Annotated in this window: 22 protein-coding genes and 1 pseudogene; 15 read left to right on the forward strand and 8 right to left on the reverse strand. The window is 63.0% G+C overall.

Features of this window, described 5'->3' with window-relative positions; all coding sequences use genetic code 11:
- The first annotated feature begins 172 nt into the window (after positions 1-172).
- The 3 genes from B9Z03_RS01400 to B9Z03_RS01410 all read left to right on the forward strand — a co-directional run bounded on the left by B9Z03_RS01400 (position 173) and on the right by B9Z03_RS01410 (position 2,463).
- Positions 173-1,369, forward strand: a complete 1,197-nt coding sequence (locus B9Z03_RS01400) for a DUF932 domain-containing protein (RefSeq protein WP_085462568.1) — start codon at positions 173-175, stop codon at positions 1,367-1,369.
- 153 nt (positions 1,370-1,522) lie between these two features.
- Entirely contained in the window at positions 1,523-1,897 is a 375-nt protein-coding gene (locus B9Z03_RS01405) for a DUF2958 domain-containing protein (protein ID WP_085462569.1), read from the forward strand.
- Positions 1,897-2,463, forward strand: coding sequence for a hypothetical protein (locus B9Z03_RS01410; RefSeq protein ID WP_176247393.1), 567 nt, complete (start codon positions 1,897-1,899; stop codon positions 2,461-2,463). Before B9Z03_RS01405 ends, B9Z03_RS01410 begins: the two co-directional genes overlap by 1 nt.
- A 26-nt stretch (positions 2,464-2,489) precedes the next feature.
- On the opposite strand, the gene B9Z03_RS01415 is transcribed toward B9Z03_RS01410, so the two are convergent.
- From B9Z03_RS01415 to B9Z03_RS01425, 3 genes are read right to left on the reverse strand one after another with little or no spacing between them, the layout of a single operon-like run.
- Positions 2,490-3,356 carry a TniQ family protein gene (locus B9Z03_RS01415; protein WP_085462532.1) on the reverse strand — a complete coding sequence of 289 codons (867 nt, stop codon included), beginning with the start codon at positions 3,354-3,356 and terminating at the stop codon, positions 2,490-2,492.
- On the reverse strand, positions 3,353-4,234 hold the full coding sequence (locus tag B9Z03_RS01420) for a TniB family NTP-binding protein (RefSeq protein ID WP_085462533.1): 882 nt from the start codon (positions 4,232-4,234) through the stop codon (positions 3,353-3,355). Before B9Z03_RS01420 ends, B9Z03_RS01415 begins: the two co-directional genes overlap by 4 nt.
- A 6-nt stretch (positions 4,235-4,240) precedes the next feature.
- A complete protein-coding gene (locus B9Z03_RS01425; protein WP_085462570.1) occupies positions 4,241-5,857 on the reverse strand; it encodes a Mu transposase C-terminal domain-containing protein in 1,617 nt (538 codons plus the stop codon).
- Between the two features lie 149 nt (positions 5,858-6,006).
- Here B9Z03_RS01425 and B9Z03_RS01430 point away from each other — a divergent pair.
- The 4 genes and pseudogenes from B9Z03_RS01430 to B9Z03_RS01445 all read left to right on the forward strand — a co-directional run.
- Positions 6,007-8,613, forward strand: a pseudogene (locus B9Z03_RS01430) (strawberry notch C-terminal domain-containing protein); the annotation flags it as partial.
- Positions 8,614-8,628: 15 nt separating this feature from the next.
- Complete coding sequence (locus B9Z03_RS01435) at positions 8,629-9,687, forward strand: DUF7146 domain-containing protein (RefSeq protein ID WP_085462571.1); 1,059 nt, start codon at positions 8,629-8,631, stop codon at positions 9,685-9,687.
- A gap of 247 nt (positions 9,688-9,934) precedes the next feature.
- Positions 9,935-10,876, forward strand: coding sequence for a DUF2493 domain-containing protein (locus B9Z03_RS01440; protein WP_085462572.1), 942 nt, complete (start codon positions 9,935-9,937; stop codon positions 10,874-10,876).
- 190 nt (positions 10,877-11,066) lie between these two features.
- Complete coding sequence (locus tag B9Z03_RS01445; protein WP_085462573.1) at positions 11,067-11,600, forward strand: hypothetical protein; 534 nt, start codon at positions 11,067-11,069, stop codon at positions 11,598-11,600.
- A 537-nt stretch (positions 11,601-12,137) separates the two neighbouring features.
- On the opposite strand, the gene B9Z03_RS29700 is transcribed toward B9Z03_RS01445, so the two are convergent.
- Positions 12,138-12,296: a hypothetical protein gene (locus B9Z03_RS29700; protein WP_176247394.1), complete on the reverse strand. Its 159-nt coding sequence runs from the start codon at positions 12,294-12,296 to the stop codon at positions 12,138-12,140.
- A gap of 36 nt (positions 12,297-12,332) precedes the next feature.
- Here B9Z03_RS29700 and B9Z03_RS01450 point away from each other — a divergent pair, with 36 nt between their 5' ends.
- The gene (locus B9Z03_RS01450) at positions 12,333-12,656 is read left to right on the forward strand and encodes a DUF736 domain-containing protein (protein WP_085462574.1); all 324 of its coding nucleotides are present in this window, start codon (positions 12,333-12,335) and stop codon (positions 12,654-12,656) included.
- A gap of 65 nt (positions 12,657-12,721) precedes the next feature.
- Positions 12,722-13,051 carry a hypothetical protein gene (locus B9Z03_RS01455; protein WP_085462690.1) on the forward strand — a complete coding sequence of 110 codons (330 nt, stop codon included), beginning with the start codon at positions 12,722-12,724 and terminating at the stop codon, positions 13,049-13,051.
- Positions 13,052-13,116: 65 nt separating this feature from the next.
- Here the strand turns inward: B9Z03_RS01455 and B9Z03_RS01460 are convergent, their stop codons facing one another.
- Positions 13,117-13,446 carry a WGR domain-containing protein gene (locus B9Z03_RS01460; protein ID WP_244561621.1) on the reverse strand — a complete coding sequence of 110 codons (330 nt, stop codon included), beginning with the start codon at positions 13,444-13,446 and terminating at the stop codon, positions 13,117-13,119.
- 457 nt (positions 13,447-13,903) lie between these two features.
- Between B9Z03_RS01460 and B9Z03_RS01465 the strand changes: the two genes are divergently transcribed.
- Entirely contained in the window at positions 13,904-14,464 is a 561-nt protein-coding gene (locus B9Z03_RS01465) for a hypothetical protein (protein ID WP_085462575.1), read from the forward strand.
- Positions 14,465-14,569: 105 nt separating this feature from the next.
- Here B9Z03_RS01465 and B9Z03_RS01470 read toward each other — a convergent pair whose 3' ends face one another.
- From B9Z03_RS01470 to B9Z03_RS01480, 3 genes are all read right to left on the reverse strand, one after another.
- Positions 14,570-15,073: a helix-turn-helix domain-containing protein gene (locus B9Z03_RS01470; RefSeq protein WP_085462576.1), complete on the reverse strand. Its 504-nt coding sequence runs from the start codon at positions 15,071-15,073 to the stop codon at positions 14,570-14,572.
- A gap of 169 nt (positions 15,074-15,242) precedes the next feature.
- Complete coding sequence (locus tag B9Z03_RS01475) at positions 15,243-15,599, reverse strand: hypothetical protein (protein WP_085462577.1); 357 nt, start codon at positions 15,597-15,599, stop codon at positions 15,243-15,245.
- Positions 15,596-16,297 (reverse strand): ParA family protein, encoded by a 702-nt coding sequence (locus tag B9Z03_RS01480; RefSeq protein ID WP_085462578.1) that lies wholly within the window; start codon positions 16,295-16,297, stop codon positions 15,596-15,598. The genes B9Z03_RS01475 and B9Z03_RS01480 overlap by 4 nt, the downstream gene beginning before the upstream one ends.
- Positions 16,298-16,570: 273 nt before the next feature.
- Here B9Z03_RS01480 and B9Z03_RS01485 point away from each other — a divergent pair, with 273 nt between their 5' ends.
- The 5 genes from B9Z03_RS01485 to B9Z03_RS01505 all read left to right on the forward strand — a co-directional run bounded on the left by B9Z03_RS01485 (position 16,571) and on the right by B9Z03_RS01505 (position 21,075).
- Positions 16,571-16,966 carry a plasmid mobilization protein gene (locus B9Z03_RS01485; RefSeq protein WP_085462579.1) on the forward strand — a complete coding sequence of 132 codons (396 nt, stop codon included), beginning with the start codon at positions 16,571-16,573 and terminating at the stop codon, positions 16,964-16,966.
- A complete protein-coding gene (locus B9Z03_RS01490; protein ID WP_085462580.1) occupies positions 16,966-19,452 on the forward strand; it encodes a relaxase/mobilization nuclease domain-containing protein in 2,487 nt (828 codons plus the stop codon). The genes B9Z03_RS01485 and B9Z03_RS01490 overlap by 1 nt, the downstream gene beginning before the upstream one ends.
- Before the next feature lie 9 nt (positions 19,453-19,461).
- Positions 19,462-19,677 carry a hypothetical protein gene (locus tag B9Z03_RS01495; RefSeq protein ID WP_085462581.1) on the forward strand — a complete coding sequence of 72 codons (216 nt, stop codon included), beginning with the start codon at positions 19,462-19,464 and terminating at the stop codon, positions 19,675-19,677.
- 386 nt (positions 19,678-20,063) lie between these two features.
- Positions 20,064-20,510: a MerR family transcriptional regulator gene (locus tag B9Z03_RS01500; protein WP_085462582.1), complete on the forward strand. Its 447-nt coding sequence runs from the start codon at positions 20,064-20,066 to the stop codon at positions 20,508-20,510.
- On the forward strand, positions 20,500-21,075 hold the full coding sequence (locus tag B9Z03_RS01505) for a PIN domain-containing protein (RefSeq protein WP_085462583.1): 576 nt from the start codon (positions 20,500-20,502) through the stop codon (positions 21,073-21,075). The genes B9Z03_RS01500 and B9Z03_RS01505 overlap by 11 nt, the downstream gene beginning before the upstream one ends.
- The last annotated feature ends 174 nt before the right edge of the window (positions 21,076-21,249 follow it).

Genomic DNA, 21,249 nt, shown 5'->3' on the forward strand with positions numbered 1-21,249 from the left:
ATTGATTCACGGTTTCAGCGACGATGCAACCGTCATGATGCTCCTCCAGGCGCCGGTGCGATGGCGCGCTTCGCGCGACGGCGGGTGCTTGTAGAGGCAGAGGGGAGGCCGGGACGCGATGGCGGGCCGAGGTCAGGAGAGAGGCTCCCGGCGCCCGTCGCGGAGAACGATCATGACCCATATGGAAATTCAGGCGCCGGCGCACAACGCGCCCAACGGCTACAAGGTCGACGTCAGCCGCGGCCAGCGCATCGGCCGTGTATCGTCGGAATGGTTCAACCGGCCGGACGACGAACGCTATTTGTCGCTCACCGATCTCAACAACGCCGTGAAGCGGCGGTCCGAACGCAGCAAGACGCGTATAGTGGAAAGCGAGGCGATCCGTGTGGAAGCGTCTCGCGACAATCCCGAGCGTCTGACGCTGATGCTGCCCGATTCACACATGCCGGTCGCGCCGACGCACTGGAGTTTTGGTCAACTCGCCAGCCTGGTCGGGGCACCTGCGACGTATCTCCGCCAGCTGCCCGCGGCACTCGCCGGTATCAACCTGCAGTACGGACTTTCCACGCACCGCGCCGAGCAGGTGAAGATGTTGGAGATCGAGAACGGCCGCCTAGAGCTGCGGGCGGTTACGGGTCCGGACTACGGCAGGATATTCGATTCAGAACTGATCGACGCGGTCCAAAAAATCGCCGGCAACGGCACTGGCGACACGCGTTGGAAGGTGCCAGGCGTGCTCGACTGGTCGACCAGCATCTACAATCCCAACGTCGATATCTCGAAGGATACGACCACGCTCTATGCCTCCGATCGCGACATCTTCGTGTTCCTGGTCGACGACCTGAACCCGATCGAAGCTGGGCGGCTGCCGAACGGCGAACCCGATTTGTACTTCCGCGGTTTCTACGCGTGGAACAGCGAGGTCGGCTCGAAAACACTAGGAATTGCAAGCTTTTACCTGCGTGCCGTTTGTTGCAACAGGAATCTTTGGGGCGTCGAGGATTTCCAGGAAATCACCATCCGGCACTCCAAATATGCCGCCTCGCGCTTTGCGCTTGAAGCAGAGCCGGCACTGATCCAGTTCGCCGAATCCTCGCCTATGCCGTTCATCAACGGCATCAAGGCAGCGCGTGAGCTCGTCGTCGCCCGCAACGACGACGATCGTACGACATTCCTGCGCAAGCGTGGTTTCTCAAAGGGCGAAACCACGAAGATCATCGATGCCGTGCTCACGGACGAAGGCCATCCACCGTCATCGGTCTTCGATTTCGTGCAGGGCATCACCCGTGTTGCCCGCGACAAGCAGCACCAGGATGTGCGGCTCGAAATGGAAGGCAAGGCCAAAAAGCTCCTCGACCTCGTCCACTGATCCTCCGACCACCAGGCCGATCATCGCCACTCGGGGCGCCGTTCTCCCAGCCAGGAGGACGGCGCTTTTCGTCGTGACGGGTCAGAAGGTCGCACAGGGACTTGCGGCCGCCCGCCACGGAGCATGCCGATGACTGAAACTACCCAAACTCCCATGCCCTTGCTGACGCCCGATCAGCGCGATCAACTTCTCGCCAATGGCCGCCAACCCGGTGGCGACCACGTCCCGGTGGTCAAATTCTTCAATCCGGTCGGCGTCGGCACCTGGCTCGCTACCGAGCTCGACGCGGACAACGATACATGCTCCGGCCTCGCGGATCTTGGCTTCCCGGAGATTGGATCGTTTAGCCTGGAAGAACTTGCCGCGCTCGAGCTGCCGTTCGGCATGCATATCGAGCGCGACGTCTTCTTCACCGGTGCGTTCCCGATCTCGGCCTATGCCGAAGCGGCCCGTGAGACCGGCAGCATCACCACGGCCATCCGCATTCTTTCCAATGCCGCGCGGGCACAGCACGGGGAGCGGACCTGATGCGCTTCCGTCCGTGGCCCAAACCCGAACCCTACCGCGACACGTCGCGCAAGCGCGCGGCTTTCAAACGCAAGCAACGCCTCGAACGGGAGGCGCTGCCACTCTTTTCGGAAATGATCGCTGCAGGCCAGCATGGCGTCGACGAAGAAATGGTTCGCCGCCATGTCTGGTGGGACGAACGCGAACGCGAGCAGCGCGCTTTGCGCGCCGCCCGGTGGCGCGAAGCCCGTGCCCGGTTGTTCGCGCTCGGCGACGGTCTTCGCCTCACGGTCCGGAAACTCTGGCGGGGTTGCCCGTATCCCGCCGATCCCGCCTATCTGCTCGACCTGCTGCACCAGATCGCCGTCGGTCGGGTCGATCCTAAACGGCCGCCCTGGGTCTTTGACGGCAAGCTAACGGCGCACACCACGCCGAACCCCGAGAAATTCGATGAAGCGTTCCGCCAGATCGGCCGTCGAAAAATCGGCGGCGGCCCGAAGGCCACGCCGGCCGACGAGTTCCTGTTCTGCTGTCGCTTGGCAGTTAAACGTAAGAATGCGCCTGTTTCGCTTCGATTGAGCATTTAATTATGAGAATCCTGACTGCCGGATTCTCAAATTAACTGCATTTGCAAGGAGGGTTTCGGCCTGCGGGCTTTGGCTATCATGTTCTCGGCGGTTCCGGTGAATCGGACCCTGTTATCGCCCATCATGTGACCGCGCAGCATTCGGAGCATTTCCGGCCCGGCACGCTCGACGATGGCTACCCCGGCCAGCAGCGCCGGCCGCATGCGAAGCCGGAGAATCGGACTCGCGGGCGTGGGCAGGTTCTCCTGTTCTGCGGCAATGATGCCATCAAGATCCGGAATGATGGCGCCGAGCACCCTGAAGCGCCAAAGCTCGTCCTCGCGTGGCGGAGGTAGTGGCGCTCGTCGCATCAAGAGAAGCCGGGCAATATCGGCTGGCGATGTCCAGGTTCGGATGCCGCGCTCGGCCTCATCGTCGAGCAGCTTTTCGCCCCGAAGAGCCGCATCGCGATATTGATGGAAAGGGGAGGGGAGTTCGCGCCCGCCGAGTTCCCGGAACAGGTCTCCACAGTGAGGACAGGTGATGCGCCAACCAAGCAGTTGGCTTCTCAAGGTTGGCCCCGGTTCCCTATGACCGAGACTGCAGCTCGAACAGTACTGCAATGGTCTCGCGGCGATCATCCGGCGTGACGACTGCGCGACATTGGCGAAGGTCATTCGACGCACGACGGCCGGCTCGGTGGCGAACATCCTGGCCAGGCGGATTTCCTGATCGCCGCTCAAATGGAGATCAGCTTCTCGCAGCGAGCGAACTTCCGGCAGGCAATGCCGCAGCATCACGAGCGGTGGGACCGCGTAGAAGGCGGCGTGCCGGCTGATCCAGGAGGACAGAAGTTCATCGGCAACCGGTGGCAGACATACCGGCAGATGCCGTTGTGCCGCCGGTTGCGTCATGCGAATGCCGCCTCGGCATCGAACTCCGGCTCCCAGTTCTCGACCGCTTGGTTGGTGATCTGCTCGCTGCCGTTTCCGATGGCGTCGATCGCCAGGCTGTTGATCATGTGGAAGATGCTGGCCGTGATGCCCTCGGTGATCTGCAGCATCCGTCGCAGTGATTTCGGCGTGAGCACCGACGGGCGACGCAGCGGCGTATTACGCAGGATCGACGCCACCAGGGTTTCGAACTGCTCGTTTGCCGCCCACCTGTTCAGGGTGAACTGCTCGAACCGGCGCGCAAGCTGGACGTCGCCGCTGATCGCCTCCCGCGCCTCGTTGACGCCGAAGCAGACCAGCGAGATGTTCAGGCGGTTGCTGAGGAAGCGCAGCGTGTTCAGCACAATGCGCTGCTCGCGATAGGAACCGGCGAGAATGTTGTGCACCTCGTCGATGACCAGCACCTGTACGCCGATGGCCTCCATGATCCGCAGCGATGCCTGTTCCATCTGGGCGATGTCGGCACGCGGTCGCTGCGGCGCCCCGAGAAGGGTGAGCAGTTCGGCGTAGAACCGTCGTTCACCGGGCCTGCTGGTCATTTCCATGGCGAGCACCGGCGTCCTCAGCGTGCCCGTCACCGGATTGAAGCTCGGTGGGTGCTCGTCCCGGAAGCGCTTCATGATCATCGTCTTGCCCATGCCGCTGTCGCCATAGATCGCGATCGAAGGCATGCGGGTGCCTCGGGGATGGTCGAGGAGCCGGCTCAGCCGATCGAGGGCCTGCTTGGCGCGCGGGTAGAGAACCCAGCGGCGCGATCGTATCGCGCGAATGCGTCGGTCGTCCGTTTCGGAAAGCAGCGCGGCCGCGCCAGCGGTCAGGTGGGAGATTTCATCGTTCATGCCAGCTCAATCCGTATCCTCGACAAAGGGTACGGGTTTGCTGGAATCGACGCCGCGAAGCGAGCCCCATCCGCCATCATCCACCTTCGATTTCGAAGTCCCGGCCTTGCCGCGCCGCGCGGCCGCCGTTTTTCTGGTTGCTGCTTCAACCAGTTCGCGCTGCGCGATCGCAGTGCGGACAATGGCGCGGGTGTCGACTTCCCGGCGGCCTTTCGCCAGCAGCGTGCGCCGCGCGGTCAGCGCCTCGTGCAGCGTTATCGAAGGCAAGGTCACGTCGGCGTAGCGGGCTTCCACGAAGTTTCCCGACGGTCGTCGGACGAAGACGCGCGCCATGTCGCGCGGATCATATTTGACGAGCAGGCGTCGGTCCGAACGCCCCACGTCGGCGCTGAGGGCCGCCGACCAGTAGCGCATGCTGAACAGATGAATGCCGGTCGGCTGCAAGGTGCGCTCCTGTTCAGGCAGGAACGTCAGCCAGAAGCGAAGCCGGTCCTGTGGCAGCCGAAGTGGAATATCGTTCTCATGCTCCCGCCAGACAGCAATCGGCGGACGGCCCAGACTGCTGTGGATCGACTGTTGGTAGGACCCTACGATGTCTAGCGCGATGTAACGCTCAAGCTCCCGAAGCGTCAGTGCCGCGTGTCGCTTCGAGTCATATTCGCCCAGCTCCTGCTCGTTGCTGAACGTCGTTCCCGGCAGCAGGTGCAGCCTTCCCATCTGTGTGCCGATCAGCCGCTCGATATGGCCACCGAAGCGCGGCTCGCCCGGTGGCCGCCATTCGATTGCGATGCCGGCATCCTGGCATCCTCTTTTGAAGGCTCGACTGCGGAAATCCGGACCGTTGTCGACGTGAAGCATGTCCGGCAGACCCGCGACGGGCCATTGTTCCGTGATCTCTCGCTCCCTCAACCACGCCGATTTGTCGAACACGGAGTGCAGCAGGCACAGGCTTGTCGACAGCCGGGAGGGCGCGTCCATCGTCAGATAAAACCCGGTGACCATCCGGCTGCAAACATCCATCGCCAATGTCAGCCATGGCCGGCCGATCGGCTGCCTCGTCTCCTCGTCGACCACAAAGATGTCGGCCTTGGTATGATCGACCTGGACCACTTCTAGGGGGCGGGAGGCGCCGAACACGCCAGGGACGGCTGTTGTCGCCTTCACGATCTTGCTTTCGCCGCGCCGCCTCGCGCGCTTCTGTAGGTCGATATCCTTCAGGCGGGCTAAGATTGTTCGGCGATGCGGCGGCTTGTGCCCGGCCGACATGCAGTTCGTCTGCACGTCCCGGACCAACTGCGAGACGGGCGGCCGGTTCGGGTTCAGGTAGGACGCCTTGATCGTCGTGCGGATGATCTCTTCTCGTCCTTCATCCAGGACGCGATAACCTTCCGGCCGTCCACGTTTGCGGTCCACCAGCGACATAACGGTCCCGCCGGCGCGGAACAGCTTGATCAGCCGGTACGCTGTTGCCTGGCTAAGACCGAGTTCGGCCGCGAGCCCCGCAACGTCTCCGGCCGTCGTGCTATCGGACCGACTCTTCAGGAAGCTGCGGATCGCATCCGCACGCCGGTACGCTTCATCCCAAAGGGCTTCGTCGATTTCGTCGGGAAATGGATCGTTCATGGCAGGCTCGCGAGGAAACTCTGCGAACCGCATTCTCACATTAAGTGACAAACTCCAAGCTGAATTATCAAATTAAGTGCCGATTCGCAAATTAGGTGCCGACGCAAGCCACTGAAATCGCTGGAATGCAATTCGCATAATTAAATGGAAAGTCACAGAAGTCGCGCATCGCGCAGATCATCGACTGGGTGGGGAAAAACTTCGATGGGGTCGTGGTCTTCGACGAAGCGCATGCCATGGCTAACGCCGCCGGGGGAAAAAGCGAACGCGGTGATGTCGCGCCGTCCCAGCAGGGCAAGGCCGGCCTGCGCCTGCAGCATGCCCTGCCTGACGCGCGCATCGTCTATGTGTCTGCAACCGGCGCAACCGCGGTCGAGAATCTCGCCTATGCACAGCGCCTTGGCATCTGGGGCAGCGAGGATTTTCCGTTCGCCAACCGGGCCGAGTTCGTCGCCGCGATCGAGGACGGCGGTGTCGCGGCGATGGAAGTGCTCGCCCGCGATTTGAAGTCCCTAGGCCTCTACACCTCGCGTTCGCTCTCCTATGACGGTGTCGAATACGACCTGCTTGAGCACGTCCTGACCGAGGAGCAGATCCGCATCTACAACGCCTACGCAGATGCCTTCCAGGTGATACACAACAACCTGACCGCAGCGCTCGAGGCCGCCAACATCACCAGCGAGACTGGAACGCTGAACCGCAACGCGAAGGCGGCGGCCCGTTCCGCCTTCGAGAGCACCAAGCAGCGTTTCTTCTCGCATCTGATCACCTCGATGATGACGCCAACGCTGATCGGCGCGATCGAGCAGGACCGGGCCGACGGTCACTCCTCCGTGGTGCAGATCGTCTCGACCGGCGAGGCGCTGATGGAGCGGCGGCTGGCCGATATCCCGACCGAGGAATGGTCGAACCTGCATGTCGACGTCACGCCGCGCGAATACGTCGGCGGGTATCTGATGTATTCGTTCCCGACACAGCTTTTCGAGGAGTATTCAGACGCCGAAGGCAATGTCTATTCGCGGCCGGTGCATGACGCGGACGGCAACCCCGTCCAGTGCCGAGAGGCCCTGCGCCGGCGTGACGAAATGATCGAAAAGCTCGCCATGCTGCCACCGGTCGGCAGCGCGCTCGACCAGATCCTCCACCATTTTGGCACGGATGTCGTCGCCGAGGTAACCGGCCGTTCGCGCCGCATCGTCAAGAAGACCGGTCGCGACGGCGTTGACCGGCTCGCGGTCGAGAACCGCCCCGGTTCAGCCAATCTCGCCGAAACGCAGGCGTTCATGGATGACGACAAGAGCGTCCTGATCTTCTCCGACGCCGGCGGCACTGGCCGTTCTTACCACGCCGATCTCGGCGCGAGGAACCAGAGATTGCGCAAGCATTATCTGCTCGAAGCCGGCTGGCGCGCCGACAACGCCATCCAGGGTCTCGGTCGAACCCACCGCACCAACCAGGCGCAGCCACCTCTGTTCCAACCGATGGCTGCCAATGTCAAAGCGGGAAAGCGCTTCTTGTCGACCATTGCCCGACGGCTCGATACATTGGGTGCGATCACACGCGGCCAGCGACAGACCGGCGGGGCAGGGCTCTTTCGCGCCGAGGACAATCTGGAAAGCCCCTACGCCCGCGCGGCACTGCGCCAATTCTACTATCTGCTGCACCAGGGCAAAATCGACGGCTGTTCGCTGACGACCTTCGAGGCGGTCACCGGTCTGTCGCTAACGACGGAAGAGGGCGGGTTGCGCGACGAGCTGCCGCCGATCACGACCTGGCTCAACCGCCTGCTGGCCCTTCGGATCGAAACCCAGAACCTGTTGTTCGAAGTGTTCGAACAGCTGATGACGGCAAAGGTCGAAGGCGCCATCGCCGCCGGTAGCTACGACAAGGGGCTGGAGACGATCACGGCGGAAAGCATCACAATCACCGACCGCCGGACCATCTACACCCATCCGGTCTCCGGCGCGCAGTCGCATGTGCTGACCGTGGCACGCAAGGATCGGGTTCGGCCGCTCGGCCTGCCCGAAGCCCTTGCGATCTCGCGCGCGGAGCCGCAAGCGGTGCTGCTGGTCAATACGCGGTCGAACCGCGCCGCAATCCAGCTGCCGACGGCCAGCCTGATGCTCGACGACGGCGCGATTGAACACCGCGTGCGCCTGCTGCGCCCGACCGACGAGCTGCGCTTTGGTCTCGATGCCCTTGCCGAGACGCACTGGCAGCCCGCCGATCGAAAGCTGTTTTGTGATCATTGGCACGCGGAAGTCGCCGCAGTTCCCGAGTTCACCACCAGCACCTTCCACATCGTCACCGGACTGCTCTTGCCGATCTGGCGACGGCTGCCGGATCATGACTGCCAGGTCTACCGGATCCAGACCGATGCCGGCGAACGCATCATCGGCCGTCACATCGCGACCACGCTGGTCGCCAGCATGCTGCGCAATCTCGGCATCGACCATGTCCCGACGCTCGCGCCGGACGAGGCATGGGCCGGCCTGATCGACGGCAGGATAGGCTTGCAGTTGACTGATGGTCTGGTGCTGCGCCGCAGCAGGGTCATGAACGACTATCGCGTCGAGCTGATCGGCTTCACCGATGCGATGGTGCCGCGCCTGAAGGCATCGGGCATGATCGCAGAAATCATCTCCTGGAAACTCAGACTGTTCATCCCGACAGCCGCGCCGGGCTCCGCCATGCTCGCCTCGCTTCTCGAACGACATACGCTGGTTGGGGTCACCGACCGTATGGCGGCGGCTTAAGCCAGGGAGGCGATCATGACCGGCTCGGCATCCGAGCTGGCACGCCGTCTCGGCGATCACGCCGAGACGGTGTGCCGCGAATATCTCTCCAACGGCCATCGCGCCGGCAACCACTGGATCGTCGGCGATGTGCGCAACACACGCGGCCGCTCGATGCATGTGCGGCTGAAACCCAACCCTAAAGGCCCGGCCGGCAAGTGGGTCGATGAGGCGACGTCCGAGTTCGGCGACCTGCTCGACGTCATCCGCGAAAGCTGCGGCCTCATCGAGTTCCGCGATGTCGCCGACGAAGCCCGCCGCTTCCTCGCTCTGCCACGACCGCAGGTGCAGGACCCTGGCGCGCAGCGTCAACCTGCCGCGGCACGCGGCTCCCCTGACGCCGCGCGTCGCCTGTTTGCCATGTCGCAGCCGATCGCCGACACGCTGGCCGAACGCTATCTTGCCGGGCGCGGTATAATGCTTGGTCCGCGGGAGCGATACCTACGCTTCCATCCCGGCTGCTACTATCGCGATCTCCGGACGGGCGAAATGCAGGCGCTTCCCGCGCTAATCGCTGCCGTCACCGATCTCGACGGGCGGATCACCGGCCTACAGCGTACCTATTTGTCCCCTGGGCTGGGTCCGAACGGCAAAGTCGGCAAGGCTCAGCTTGCCGATCCCCGCCGCTCGCTCGGGAGTCTATTTGGCAACGCCATCTGGCTTGGCCTTGAGCCCAACGCGCCCGTCGCGGTCATGGCCGCCGGCGAAGGTTTCGAGACGATGGCGTCGCTCAGCACCGTGATGCCGGCGCTACCGGTCGCCGCCGCCACCTCGGCCAATCACCTTGCCGGCCTGTCATTCCCGCCCGACTGTCGTCGCCTCTACATCGCGGCCGATGCCGACGCCGCTGGCCGGCATGGCATCGAGCGGCTTAGCCAGCGCGCTGGCGAGGCCGGGATCCTTGCCATGGTGCTTCGCCCGCAGCTCGGCGACTTCAACGATGATCTGCGCCATCTCGGCCCGGCCTCTCTCGCGGCTTGGCTATGGGACCAGCTCGCCCAGGACGATGCCGGCCTCTTGCCTCCGTCCGGATGAGCGAGCCGGGGCCGGCAGGCGGGCATGGGTGGCGCCAGCGGAAGTCTAGAGCGCATGGCGGTGTTCCGGCGGAGAGGCCGCGCCCGCGGCCTGCCTGAGAGGCGATCCCTGCCACCCCCCGGTCACGGCCGCAACGGCTGCGCCGTCCTCCGCTCTGCTCCGGCCTTCGGTGCGGCCGCGCCCGGCGCGCGGCCGGGTTTCGCTGTCAGGCCGCGATGAGCGCGGCCACAACCGACGGAGATACGCCATGACCTACGAGCTTCCTTTCGACGACGCCTACGAGCCCTACCACGCCTCCTCGCCGACCGACCGCGTCATCCTCGAACTGCAGATGTACGGCCATCGTCCGCACCAGGACGAGCCCGATCCCAGACCGCTGCCGGATGACGAGGTGATCCGGGCCGGCCTTGCCGGGATCGTCGAGACCTTCGCCGGCATGCTCGGCGACACCAGGCTCGAACCCGATCTCGACGACCTGCTCTGGTCCTTCACCAATGTCTTCCATCGCGCGGCCGAGCGCGTTGGCCGGAGCCTCGACCGCAACGAAGACGCGCAGCGCTCGAGCCAGAACGAACAGGACGGCTCCGAGGTAAAGTCCGTCGAACTGGAGCGGCTGACGGCCGAGGGCATCACCTATATCGAGCGCCGCAACGTGCTCGAAATCATGCGCGACGAAGCCGCCGACCTCTACGAGGCTGAGACCGGATCGGCCTGGCGGCCGCGCACCGGCTCCAAGGTCTCCCATCAGGCGATGACCGCGGCGGTGATCGACAGTCGCGATTTCCTCGCCGCGCGCCGCCGTGCCGAGACCGAGGTGCTGGTGCCGGCCGGCACCAAGATCGCCTTCGCCGGCGGCCTCGACTGCAACGAGCACGACCGGATCTGGGACGCTCTCGACAAGGCCCGCGAGAAGCACACCGACATGGTGCTGCTTCACGGTGGCAGCCCGCGCGGAGCCGAGCGCATCGCCGCCTGTTGGGCGGAGAATCGCAAGGTGACGCAGATCGCCTTCAAGCCGGACTGGAACCGGCACGCGAAAGCGGCCCCGTTCCGCCGCAACGACCAGCTGCTGTCGGTCATGCCCTATGGGCTGATCGTCTTCCCGGGTTCCGGCATCACCGAGAACCTAGCGGACAAGGCCCGCCGGCTCGGCATCCCGGTCTGGCGTTTCACTGAGGCCGGCGCGTGAGCGCCGGTTTCCTCCAGTTAGCCGCACCGAACCCGGCCGTTTGCGGTCGGGTTCGCCAGCGTACAGTGCGCCCGACAAAGTCGGTGCCACATGCAGCGCTGACCCATGTCGTTCACTCCCCAGGCCGAGGCGGGAGAGGGCGAGGAAGGCTGGGCGTGGGCAGCGGCGTTTTAGAGAAAGGAGAGCGGCCATGGCGATGATATTCTTCGGAGGCTCACGCGACGTTTTCGAACTGCCACCACCCGCCATCGAGCGGATCGGAACGATTGTCGCACAGGAGCATGGCGTGCTGATCGGCGATGCGCCGGGCGCCGATGCCGAAATGCAGGGCCTGCTCGCAGGCTACAATTACGAGCATGTCGGGGTCTTCCATGCCGGAGTCGAGCCCCGAAACAATCTCGGCGACTGGGCCGCCTACCACATTCCCCCGCCGGCCGGCGCTCACGGTTTTGCCGTCCACGCCGCGAAGGACCGCGAGATGGCCCACGGCGCCGATTTCGGCCTCATGGTCTGGGACGGTGCATCGCCCGGCACCTGCCTCAACATATTGCGCCTTGCAGCAATCGGCAGCCCTTGCGTCGTTTACGACATGATGCGCGGGACGGCGGCAACCGTCCACCACATCCAGGACTGGCGCGCCATGCTCCACCATGCCGGTGACGAGGTCCGCCGCGCCGTCGCGGCCCGCGTGAGCGAAGACGAGCGTTTCGCCCTGTCCAACTGATCGCCGCGGGCTCTGTCGGACCGGGCGGCGCAGGCCGCCCGCCGGGGGACCCGGCCGAAGGCCGACCTGCGGCGCTTCCGACGATCGCAACGATCGTTCACCATCCCCTTGCAGGTCGCCTCAGCCGCCGCTCCGGGCCTTTCCAAGGAACAGGCTGCACGTCCGTCGCGCGCAGGCAGGAGGAAGGTTACACATCAGGCAGCGCAGGCCGGTTCCCGCAGCTTGAGGGGCGAGATGACCTCGCCCAGCGTCGGTGTCGACCACCACCAGTCGGCTCCTATCCGGCAACCAGGCGCGTGACGGAAGATGGGCAGGGGCTTTCGCGCGGGCGTTTGGCACGGAACGGTGATGCAGGGGAGATCCGCAGGGCGGCAAAACGCTTGACCGCGACCGTCGCGCTGCGTGTGATGGATCTGCGATGGTAGCCGGAGCCATCGCCTGCGCTCACATCCGGACCATTCCCGTGGTTATGTCGCCTTTGTAGTGGACCGCCTGCTTTCGCGGTCAACCCCCGTTGGGGGTACGCTCGACAAAAATTCAGGAAAATTCGATTTCGGTTTCTTGTTTGCGGGCCAGGCACTTTCCTTCCCGCAAGCGGGTCCCTTGAAAGTGCGGCCCGCTGTCTGCGGCAAATAGAATTTTCCAGAATTTATTGCCGAGTGACCGCAGCAGGACGGCCCTCTCCAGCGGCGCCATCGGGAATGGTCCCGATGCAACCGAAGGAGAAGTACCATGGCCACCACGATCGCAAATCTCACCGCCAAGGCCGACGGCTCGATGGAAGGCGTGTTCGCCACGCTCAGGGTCAACGCTCCGATCACCCTGATCCCGAACACCAACAAGTCTCGCGAGGATGCCCCCGACTACCGCATCGTCAACAAGCGCACGGGCTTCGAGATCGGCGCCGGCTGGCACCGCATCTCCCAGCGTTCGGGCGAGGAATACCTCTCGGTCAAGCTGGAAGCCCCCGAGATCGGCGTGATCTTCGGGAACCTCGCCCCCGCTCCCGGCGGCGACGAGAACAAGAGGGTGATCCTCTGGAACAACCCGCAGTGAACCGCAGCGAGCCGGTCCCGCAAGGGGCCGGCTCTCTTTTTGCTCTGTTCGATCAGGAGGCTTCGATGAGCCGCTACGCCATCACCGTCACCGGCAGCGACGGTCGCTTCGATCCCGACGCAGCGATCGGCTACGACCCGCCGCTGCGCACCCTCTTCCTGCAGGCATTCCCGGATGGGACCGGCGACGATATCGCGCTGTGGCTCGGCACAAGCGACCGTCAATTCGAAACGATCAACGCCCTGCACACGGCCGCACAATCACGCGGGTTCGACTTCATGCCGCTTCCCCACGACATCGCGGCACAACTCCCCGAAGACCTTGCACAGGAAGCCAGCGGGCCGCCGCATGACGGTCCGCTCGCAGAACTCCTGAGACGTCTGCAGTCCAAGTAGAAGAGGAAAGGCCCGCGCCGATCTCCCGGCGCGGGCCTTTTTTTGTGCTTGCCTGATCGTAACCGTCAAAGACATCTCACAGCAGACACGTCACGATAGCCACGCTGCCGCTTGGCGCGCGATAATGCCTCACGTGCCGCATCAGCCTCCTCCACGGATACGTACAGATCGATGCGCATCCTGCCGGGCCTGCCGATCCGTCCCCATTCGCGCACGAGGCAGACGTTGCCAAACAAGCTCGGTGATGACGATATGCGATAGAAACGCGCCATGTTGCGTACAGGATCGATGCGGTGGAGATGTATCGCGTCTTGATTGTGCATGAGGCGATTGTCGCGGCCTGCATCCTTGCCGTCCAACGAGTTCCATGAATCGGTCAGGTTCCATCGATTCACGAGGCTGATGTGTTTCCCGGCCGGGTATCTGGACGAGCCGGCCTGCGGCCGACCGGGCTCTATTCGCGACGCGACGCGCCGCTCACGGAGCCTGCTGACGCAGTCTCCGCCTCCGGTAACGATCCCATCTCGCGGGCCCATGCGGACCGGGTCGACCGGCTCTCGTAGGCGACGAGGGGCAACCCCTCGCGCACCCCGCCGGCTGGTCGCCGGACAGGGACGCATCCCCTGTCGGGAATGCGGGTCTATCTCTCTGACGTCCCAATCTACTGGCCGCTCCCATCGCCTCAAGGACTGCGCGGCCCCTCCAATTTTCAGCCGCCGCCCTGAAGGAGGGCGCCGTCAGAAAATCGGCTCCTCCGCTTGCCGCCTCCGGCGGTCGCTAAAGCGATCCTGGACCCGATGCTCGACTTGCCCGTCGCCGGGTCTCCGTCATCAAGATGAAGGAGACCATGACATGGCACACAACAATCATATGCTCGTCGCGCAGCTCTCGAGCCTGCGCATCCGCGTTCTCGCCAACCGGCTCGGCTGCGACACCGAACTCGCGCGCACCGTGCACGACAGGCTGGCGGCGAAGCTCGCCGAGATGATCGTAGCGCAGAGCAGGATCCTCGCTGCCGACCGGGTTCTTGCCGCAGCGTGCGGCACCGAGGATGAGCAGGACGCGTTCTTCGACCTGCATCACGACCAGACAGCCTGGTATGAGACGTGGCTCATCGAGCCGGTCGCGCTTCTCGACGACTATCTGGTCGACGATCTTACGAACGAATATTTCGACTTCCGCACCGGTGAATGGCATCACCGGGACGGCGAGGTGCCGATCGCGCTGCCGGTTCCGGCCGGCCAGCTCTGCGGGCTCGCTAAAATCATCGCCGAGATCGAGGATGTCAGCGGCGCGAGGTTCACTGTCGAGAACGTTTACTACAGCGAGGCCGAAGCCGAGGCGGCATGGTGGGAAAGCACCGGTGCCAACCCCGACGAGATTTTCACTGTGACTGGAACAGCCCGTGATTGAGGGTCAAAGATTGAGGCGGTGCAAAGCCGCCTCGTTCCTCCCGTTTTATATCTTGCGAGCCAATGCGGGTAACGCAGCCCAGGAAAGAGAGGTCCGGGGGCCTTCTCAGGCGTTCCGGCCTGTCTTCGCCGTTTTCGACGGTGGATTATCCGCATCGTCCGGTGACAACTCCTCGACAAGCATGAGGAGATTCTGCGCCGTGGTGGCTGGCAAGTCGAGGATGCGCTTCACGAGCTTGTTCTTGACCGCTGCCTCCTCCTGACTGTCGCCAAAAAACTGCGGAGCCGCCGCATAGATCGCTTCGATCGGCGAGAAGCCGAGCAGTTCGGCCAGATGCAGCAATCGTGTCACCCGGAGCTTGGCGCCAGCCCGCTCATGCCGCGCATAGATCTCCTGATGAATCCCGATCATCATGCCGACCTGTTCGCGGTTGAGGTTGAGCGCATCGCGACGTTCGCGCAAATAGCGGCTCAGCTGCTCCTCCATCTCCAAAAGGCTGCGCACCCCATTGAAGCCCGGCTTGCGCCAGATCGGCTTGTCGACCTCGGAATCGTTTGTTTCGACAAGCCCGTGCTTGTCGATGTAAGTCTGTACGTCCTTGATGGCCATCTGTCTGGCTCGATCCGAATTCAGCTGCCCCAACCCCGTCAAAAATGACGGGAAACACCCCGATTTGGCCCAAAGCCCCAAGAAAACAGAGCCAAAACGATTGCGTTCCTAGCAGGGAATCGGGTGAGATTTCAACTCGCTCTTCGCGTTGCCCGTGTTCGCTTTCGCTTCAATACCCGTTCGCGTCGAGATACTGCCGGATCGCTTTTTCCATGATCGCCTGCATGGAGGTATCTAGATTGAAGGATGCCAGCTTCAGCCGCCGCTTGGTGTCCCGGTCCAGATTGACGTTGACGAAATGGCTCGCCCCTTGCATCCGCGCGCGCTTCATCTGGCGCAGCGCCTTGCTCGCCCCGTTCGGCACCATCCCCTTTTCCAGAGATTCGTCACTGGGCGAATCCGGTGTCGCGGCAGGCTCGCGAGGCTTCTCCGCAGCCGCTTTTGGCGGAGCGTCGAGGGTCGCCGCGCGCTGCCGGCGCGGCGCGGTGGCGAACTCCTCGAGCGACAGAGTCTCCTTGCTGCTCATGCCGCGCGCCCCGCTGCCATTTCGCCGGTGAGCAGTGCGTCGACTTCCGCGACCAGCGTCTGGGTCTCCCGGCGCGCTTTGGCGATCGCTTCCGTCACCTCCTGCATCTGAAGCGTGCCAATGCCGTTGTGGATGTCCTTGTAGACGTTGCGCTCGAACACTTCGGTGCGAAACAGATAGGTCCCTACCTTGTCCTCGATGATCGGCCTGATCTTCCGATAGAGTTCCGTGTGCCGGACGGTCACGGTGATGCGTGTCCGAAGCACGCCGTGCCGACACGTCCGGCCGAGCGCGTCGTTGACGCGCAGCACGTTCTCAAAGCTGTCGATGGCGCCCAGCACCTCGCGCTTCGACGGCTGGATTGGAGAGATCACCAGATCGGCCGCGGCGATCACCGGGTCGACGATCGAGGTGTCCTCGCCCGGCGTGTCGATCAGCACGTAATCGAACGTACCGGCGTTGTCGTCCATCCAGCGTTCAAGCCCGCGTGCCGTCTTGTGGCTGTAGACCTCGATGCCTTCGGGCTGGGCATCCTTCTCCTGGCAGTCGGTCCACCACTTCATCAGATTGTTGCGCGCGTCCATGTCGATCATGGCGACGCGCCCGCCGCGCAGGGCATATTCGCCGGCAATGTTCATCAGTGCGGTGGTCTTGCCCGCGCCTCCCTTGCCATTGATGGCGGCGATCACGATGGTCATCGGCTCATCTCCATAAAAATGTGTTTCTACTCACACACGAATCCATGTCCGTGTGGTCGTGGATTCACATCAACATAGAAACACACGAATATGGAGAAACACAATCATAATAATATGGATAAATGCACTATTACGGCATTTTCCGCAAAATCCAATACCTATTCAGTTGGCAGGATACGGAAAAATGTGATACATTTTTCCTGACGATCGAGGGACAGGCCCTCGATCCGCGGCCTGCGGCCGCAACCACTATGATCAGAGGTGCAGCTGGCCATGGCGCGCAGCAATTCCGAAGCGTCAAAACGGAAGGACAAGGTGGCACATATCCGCTTCTCTCCTGCCGAGTACGATGCGCTGGAAGCGGCCGCGTGCGCAGCCGGGATCACTGTTTCGGCCTTTGTCCGGTCGCTGTCGATGGAAGGCGCTGGCGTGCGGCCGTTTCTCGGAGAGGGGGATCGCGCTGTGCTCGACCTTCTTGCCGACGGCATGCGCGCGATCGGCGGTAACCTCAATCAGATCGCGCGGGCCAGCAACACCGGCAAAGTGCCGACCGAAGGCGACGTCGCAGGCAGCATCAGGGATGCGCATAGCGTGGCGACAGCGCTCGCGGCCGAGCTCGCCGAGATAATACGGCAGTCAGCCGCTGCCCGACGCGGGAAGGGTGCCTGATGGAGTTCTTTCCTGGCGCTTTCGAACGGGAATGGGAGCGCCGGCGCGCCATGCTGATGTACGAGATGCAGCTCGGCCAATCCGACAGACAAGATTGGGAAGAGCCGCGAAGGGGAGGGGTGGCGCGGATCGGCGATGAGGGGCTGGGCGGCTTCGGCCGAGCGCGGCGGCAGGGCGGAAGCGCGGCACGGAGGTCGCGTGGTGGCGCGGGAGCCGCCGGCCGCTCGATGCGGACGCGCTTTGGGGCGCTGGCGCGCGGCAGTCAGCCGGCCGTGGTCAAGCTTGCTTCCTATGGTGGTGGCGCACGCGCCGGCGCGATGATGAGCTACACGTCGCGGGGCGGGGAACTGGCGGTCGAGAATGAGCGCGGTGAGCGGGTGCTCGGCAGGGACGCACTCGCCGAACAGCGCGCCGAGTGGGAGCATCTTTTCGACAATCGCGCCGCGAGCCGGGACATGGCTGTGTTCCATGTCTCGGTCGATGCTGCATCACTGCGTGATCACGCCGACCAGGACGATCAGCTGCGCGACATCCTGCGTGCGGGATTTGGTGATCGCCGTTTCGTCTATGCGTCGCGCGAGCGACCCGATGGGGATCTTTATGTGAGCGGCGTCGTCGTGCTGCGCGACAGGGCGGGGGAGCGACTGACCGGCGACCGGAAAGCTGCCGAGATCGTCCAACAGCGTCTTGATGATTCCGATGCCGGCCGGGATGTCGAAGCCCACTTCCGATTCCATGGCTACGGCAATGGGGTGGAATGGGGAACGGCGCGTGTGCGCGAGCTGGTTGCCGGTGCGGAAGAAGAGGTGCGCGATGACACCGGCAGGCTTATCGGGGATGCCACGCAGGCCGGCGATCTTGTTCAGAAGGAATGGCGTAAGGAATTGCACAGCCGCAAGGGCAGGGACGTCATGCATCTGATTGTGTCGGCACGGGCCGGCACCGATGAGGCGGCCTTCGAAGCTGCCGTGCGCGAGTTCCTGGGCGAACAGTTCGCCGGGCATCGCTACGCGTTTGCCGTTCACGATCCGGCGCTCGATCCAAAGGAAGTGGCTGAGGGCGGCAAGCGGCCACACATTCATGCCCATGCGATCGTCACCATGCGCTCGGAGACCGGCGAGAGGATCGTCACCAGCCCGCAGATGTTCCGGGAATGGCGCTCCGTGATGGCCGAAAAGGCGCGAGAGCAGGGCATCGACATGGAGCTGACCGATCGTCGCGAGTTCGCCAGCGCACCGGCGTATACGCGCAACCAGGTCCGGCCGGTCAGCTATCGCGGCCGCACCGAACACGAAGGTACCAGCTCAGCCGCGCACAGCCGCTATCGGGCCAAGCGCTCGAACGAGATTCAACTCGCGTCCACCGACCGCAGCCGGCAGTACGCGGCAACAGCGGTCGAGGCCTGGAGTGATCTTGCCAATGAGGCGGGTGGCTCGGGAGAGGGTGCCTTCGCAACACGTCAGAGCCATCGTCTGGAACGAGCGTCTGAGAACACTCAAAATGAGCGTGTTTTCGTAGACAGCGCAAAGGAACCTGTAAAAAACATAACCAATATGATAGAGTTGACCGAGTTCGTGAACGGTGAGGATGGACAGATGCGAGAGATGACGCGTCCGGAGTTCGAGGCCTACGAAACCCGTGTGGAAGCGGTCCTTTCGTCCGTGGAGCAGACGCTCGATGATATGGATCGTGCCGACTTCGACGAGATCGCTGCGGCAGCGCGCGAAGTGGTCGACATCCGCCGGGAATATCTCGAGCTCACCGAACGCCAGGTCGACCGCGAGGGCGGGCAGGAACCGCGCGGCTCACGTGACGATCGGTTTGAAGACGCCAATGCGCAGTGGAATGCAGCCGTGGCGCGGTTCGGACTGGAGGCGGTCGAAACAGCGAACGACGTCCTCGTTCAGGTTAATCACTATCGCGAGGGGCTTGATCGGATCGAAGCGGGTGAGCTGCCAGACTCCTTCACGGCGAGCTACCGGGCAGGGCTCGAGCGGGAAATCAACGGGGCTGCCGAAATGGCAGTCGATGGCGACAACCAATATATGCGCGAAGCCGCGAAATCGGATCAGGAGCTGCAGCGTGTAATCCATCAGATCGAGCTATCACGCGCCGAGCAAGCGCCAAGCGACCGGAGCCAGGACGGCAATCAGGAAGCTCCTTCATTCGATGCGGGCGCAAACCGCCGGACCGATGGCGCACCCGGTGGTTTCCAGGGTAGTGCCGAAGCCGAGCAGCATCGCGATCCGGGTCGGGAGGGTCGTTCGACGCGCGAGCACGATGACCAGATCATCGAACAGCGGGCGGTTATGCCGCCCGAGCAACGAACCCTGCATCCCGATGTCCGCTCCGCCGAAAGGAAGCCGGCCCTCGACTCGGATCTTGCCAGATCGGATCCGCCGCAGCAGCATGTACCGCGTCTTCGGCAGATCGAACTGGACCTCGAGGAGCGACAAGATCGTGATCGCGACGATCGGGAAAGGTAGGAGGCGACCATGAAGAACGACTGGCGCAGTCATCAGCTTCCGCCACCCGAAGGCTCGGAGGATCGACCGGACGGCTTTATCTCGATCGCGATTGTGGCGTTCGCGATTGTGGCGCCGCTCATTTATTTTGGGCCGGAGCTTGGCAGCGTCGAAGCGTGGATTGTCGATCTCTACCACACGGCCGATCATTGGGTGACTCCCATCAGGGAGTTTGTGTTGAGCTAGGAACTCTGCTGCTGAGGGAGATCACCGGGCCGTTCGGCGTTCGCGATGCACACATAGCCAGATCGTCGGGTCAGGCTGGCCGTTCTCCAAGCCGGAGAACGTCATCCAGTAGAGAGGAGCCCTCGGAAACAGGGCATTTTGGTGAAAGCGTTTAAGATTGGACGAGCCTGCATTTTAAATCAGACGGTCGGGGATGCGCGATGAACAGCCAGGTCGTTGGGCGACCGGTGTCCATCCTCTGCTGCTCAAAGCCGAATGGAGGTGCGACCGCTTGGTGAACACGAAATGTGACAGCAGCGGACGCGACACATCCAAAACGGCTTGTTGGATTTCAGTTATTGCAGTTGTGGAGCATCTCGCCTACATTGCTTGGTAGGAGAACCACCATGGCCAGCCAACTTGTAAAATTTTCCGGCCTTTCGGACCAGGATCGCAAAAAGGTCAGGCCGCTGCCCAAGCTGGCGGCGGGCGATCGCATCGAACTGCATGTCCGTCGCAAGGACGGACATGACCACACTCTTGCCTTGCCGCCGGCGGCTGCCACGGTGGTTGAAGCGCTAATTGACCGCCTGTTAAGCGGCGAGCGCGTGGCCGTGCTAGCCGAAGAACAGGAACTCAGCCCAACGGAAGCGTCCAACATCCTTGGCATCTCACGCCCGCTCGTCGTGCTGCGGATGGATAGGGGAGACTTACCTTTCCGCTATGTCGGCAAGCATCGGCGCGCCTCGCTCAAGGATGTGCTGGCTTTGAAAGCGCGCCTCGACGCGCAGCGCGGAGCGATGGAAGCGCTTGTCGATGATGCAGAGGAACTGCACGTCCAATATGGCGCTTGAACCCGTAATCGCCGTTTGCGACGCCTGCGTTCTCTACCCTTTTCATCAGCGCAACATCCTCATACAGGCCTCTGTAGATGGCCTCTTTGACGCTCGGTGGACAGAAGAGATTCACGATGAATGGGTGCGCAATCTGATCGCCAACGTTCCGGCGATCCCGCTTGCGCGGCTTCAGGCCACGCGGCGTCTGATGGAGTTTGCTCTGCCGGAGGCACTTGTCGGCGGGTTTCATCATCATGTCGACAGCATTGCACTACCCGATCCCAATGACCGCCACGTCGTAGCGGCCGCCATCGAAGCGAACGCCTCCCACATCCTTACTTGGAACCTGCGGGACTTTCCGGTGAAAGCGATCGAGAAACACGGATTAGTGCGAGCGACGCCCGATGCATTTCTTGCCGACCTCTATGACCAGGCCTCGGACCTCCTTGTGTGGTCGCTTGCCAATGCACGTTGCAATCTCGCGAAGTCAAATGTTTCGGCGCAGGACTTTCTCGCATTGCTCAAGGGCCAAAGGCTCACGAAACTCGAAAAGATCCTCCAGCGACACAAATCCGATCTGTGAATGGCCAACACGATTGGTTTGTGCGCGTGCATGCAAGTGCTTGCTTGTGGCGACGATGTTGAAATGTCGCCGGCTCTGCAAAGTAGAAATGTCGCATTCGACATTTCGGGGGCAGGACGCGGAAAGTTAGAAATGCGACAGTGACGCGCTTCCTGGCACCGACGAGAGCGCCCG

The organism is Mesorhizobium australicum (assembly GCF_900177325.1).
Taxonomy (GTDB): Bacteria; Pseudomonadota; Alphaproteobacteria; order Rhizobiales; family Rhizobiaceae; genus Mesorhizobium_A; species Mesorhizobium_A australicum_A.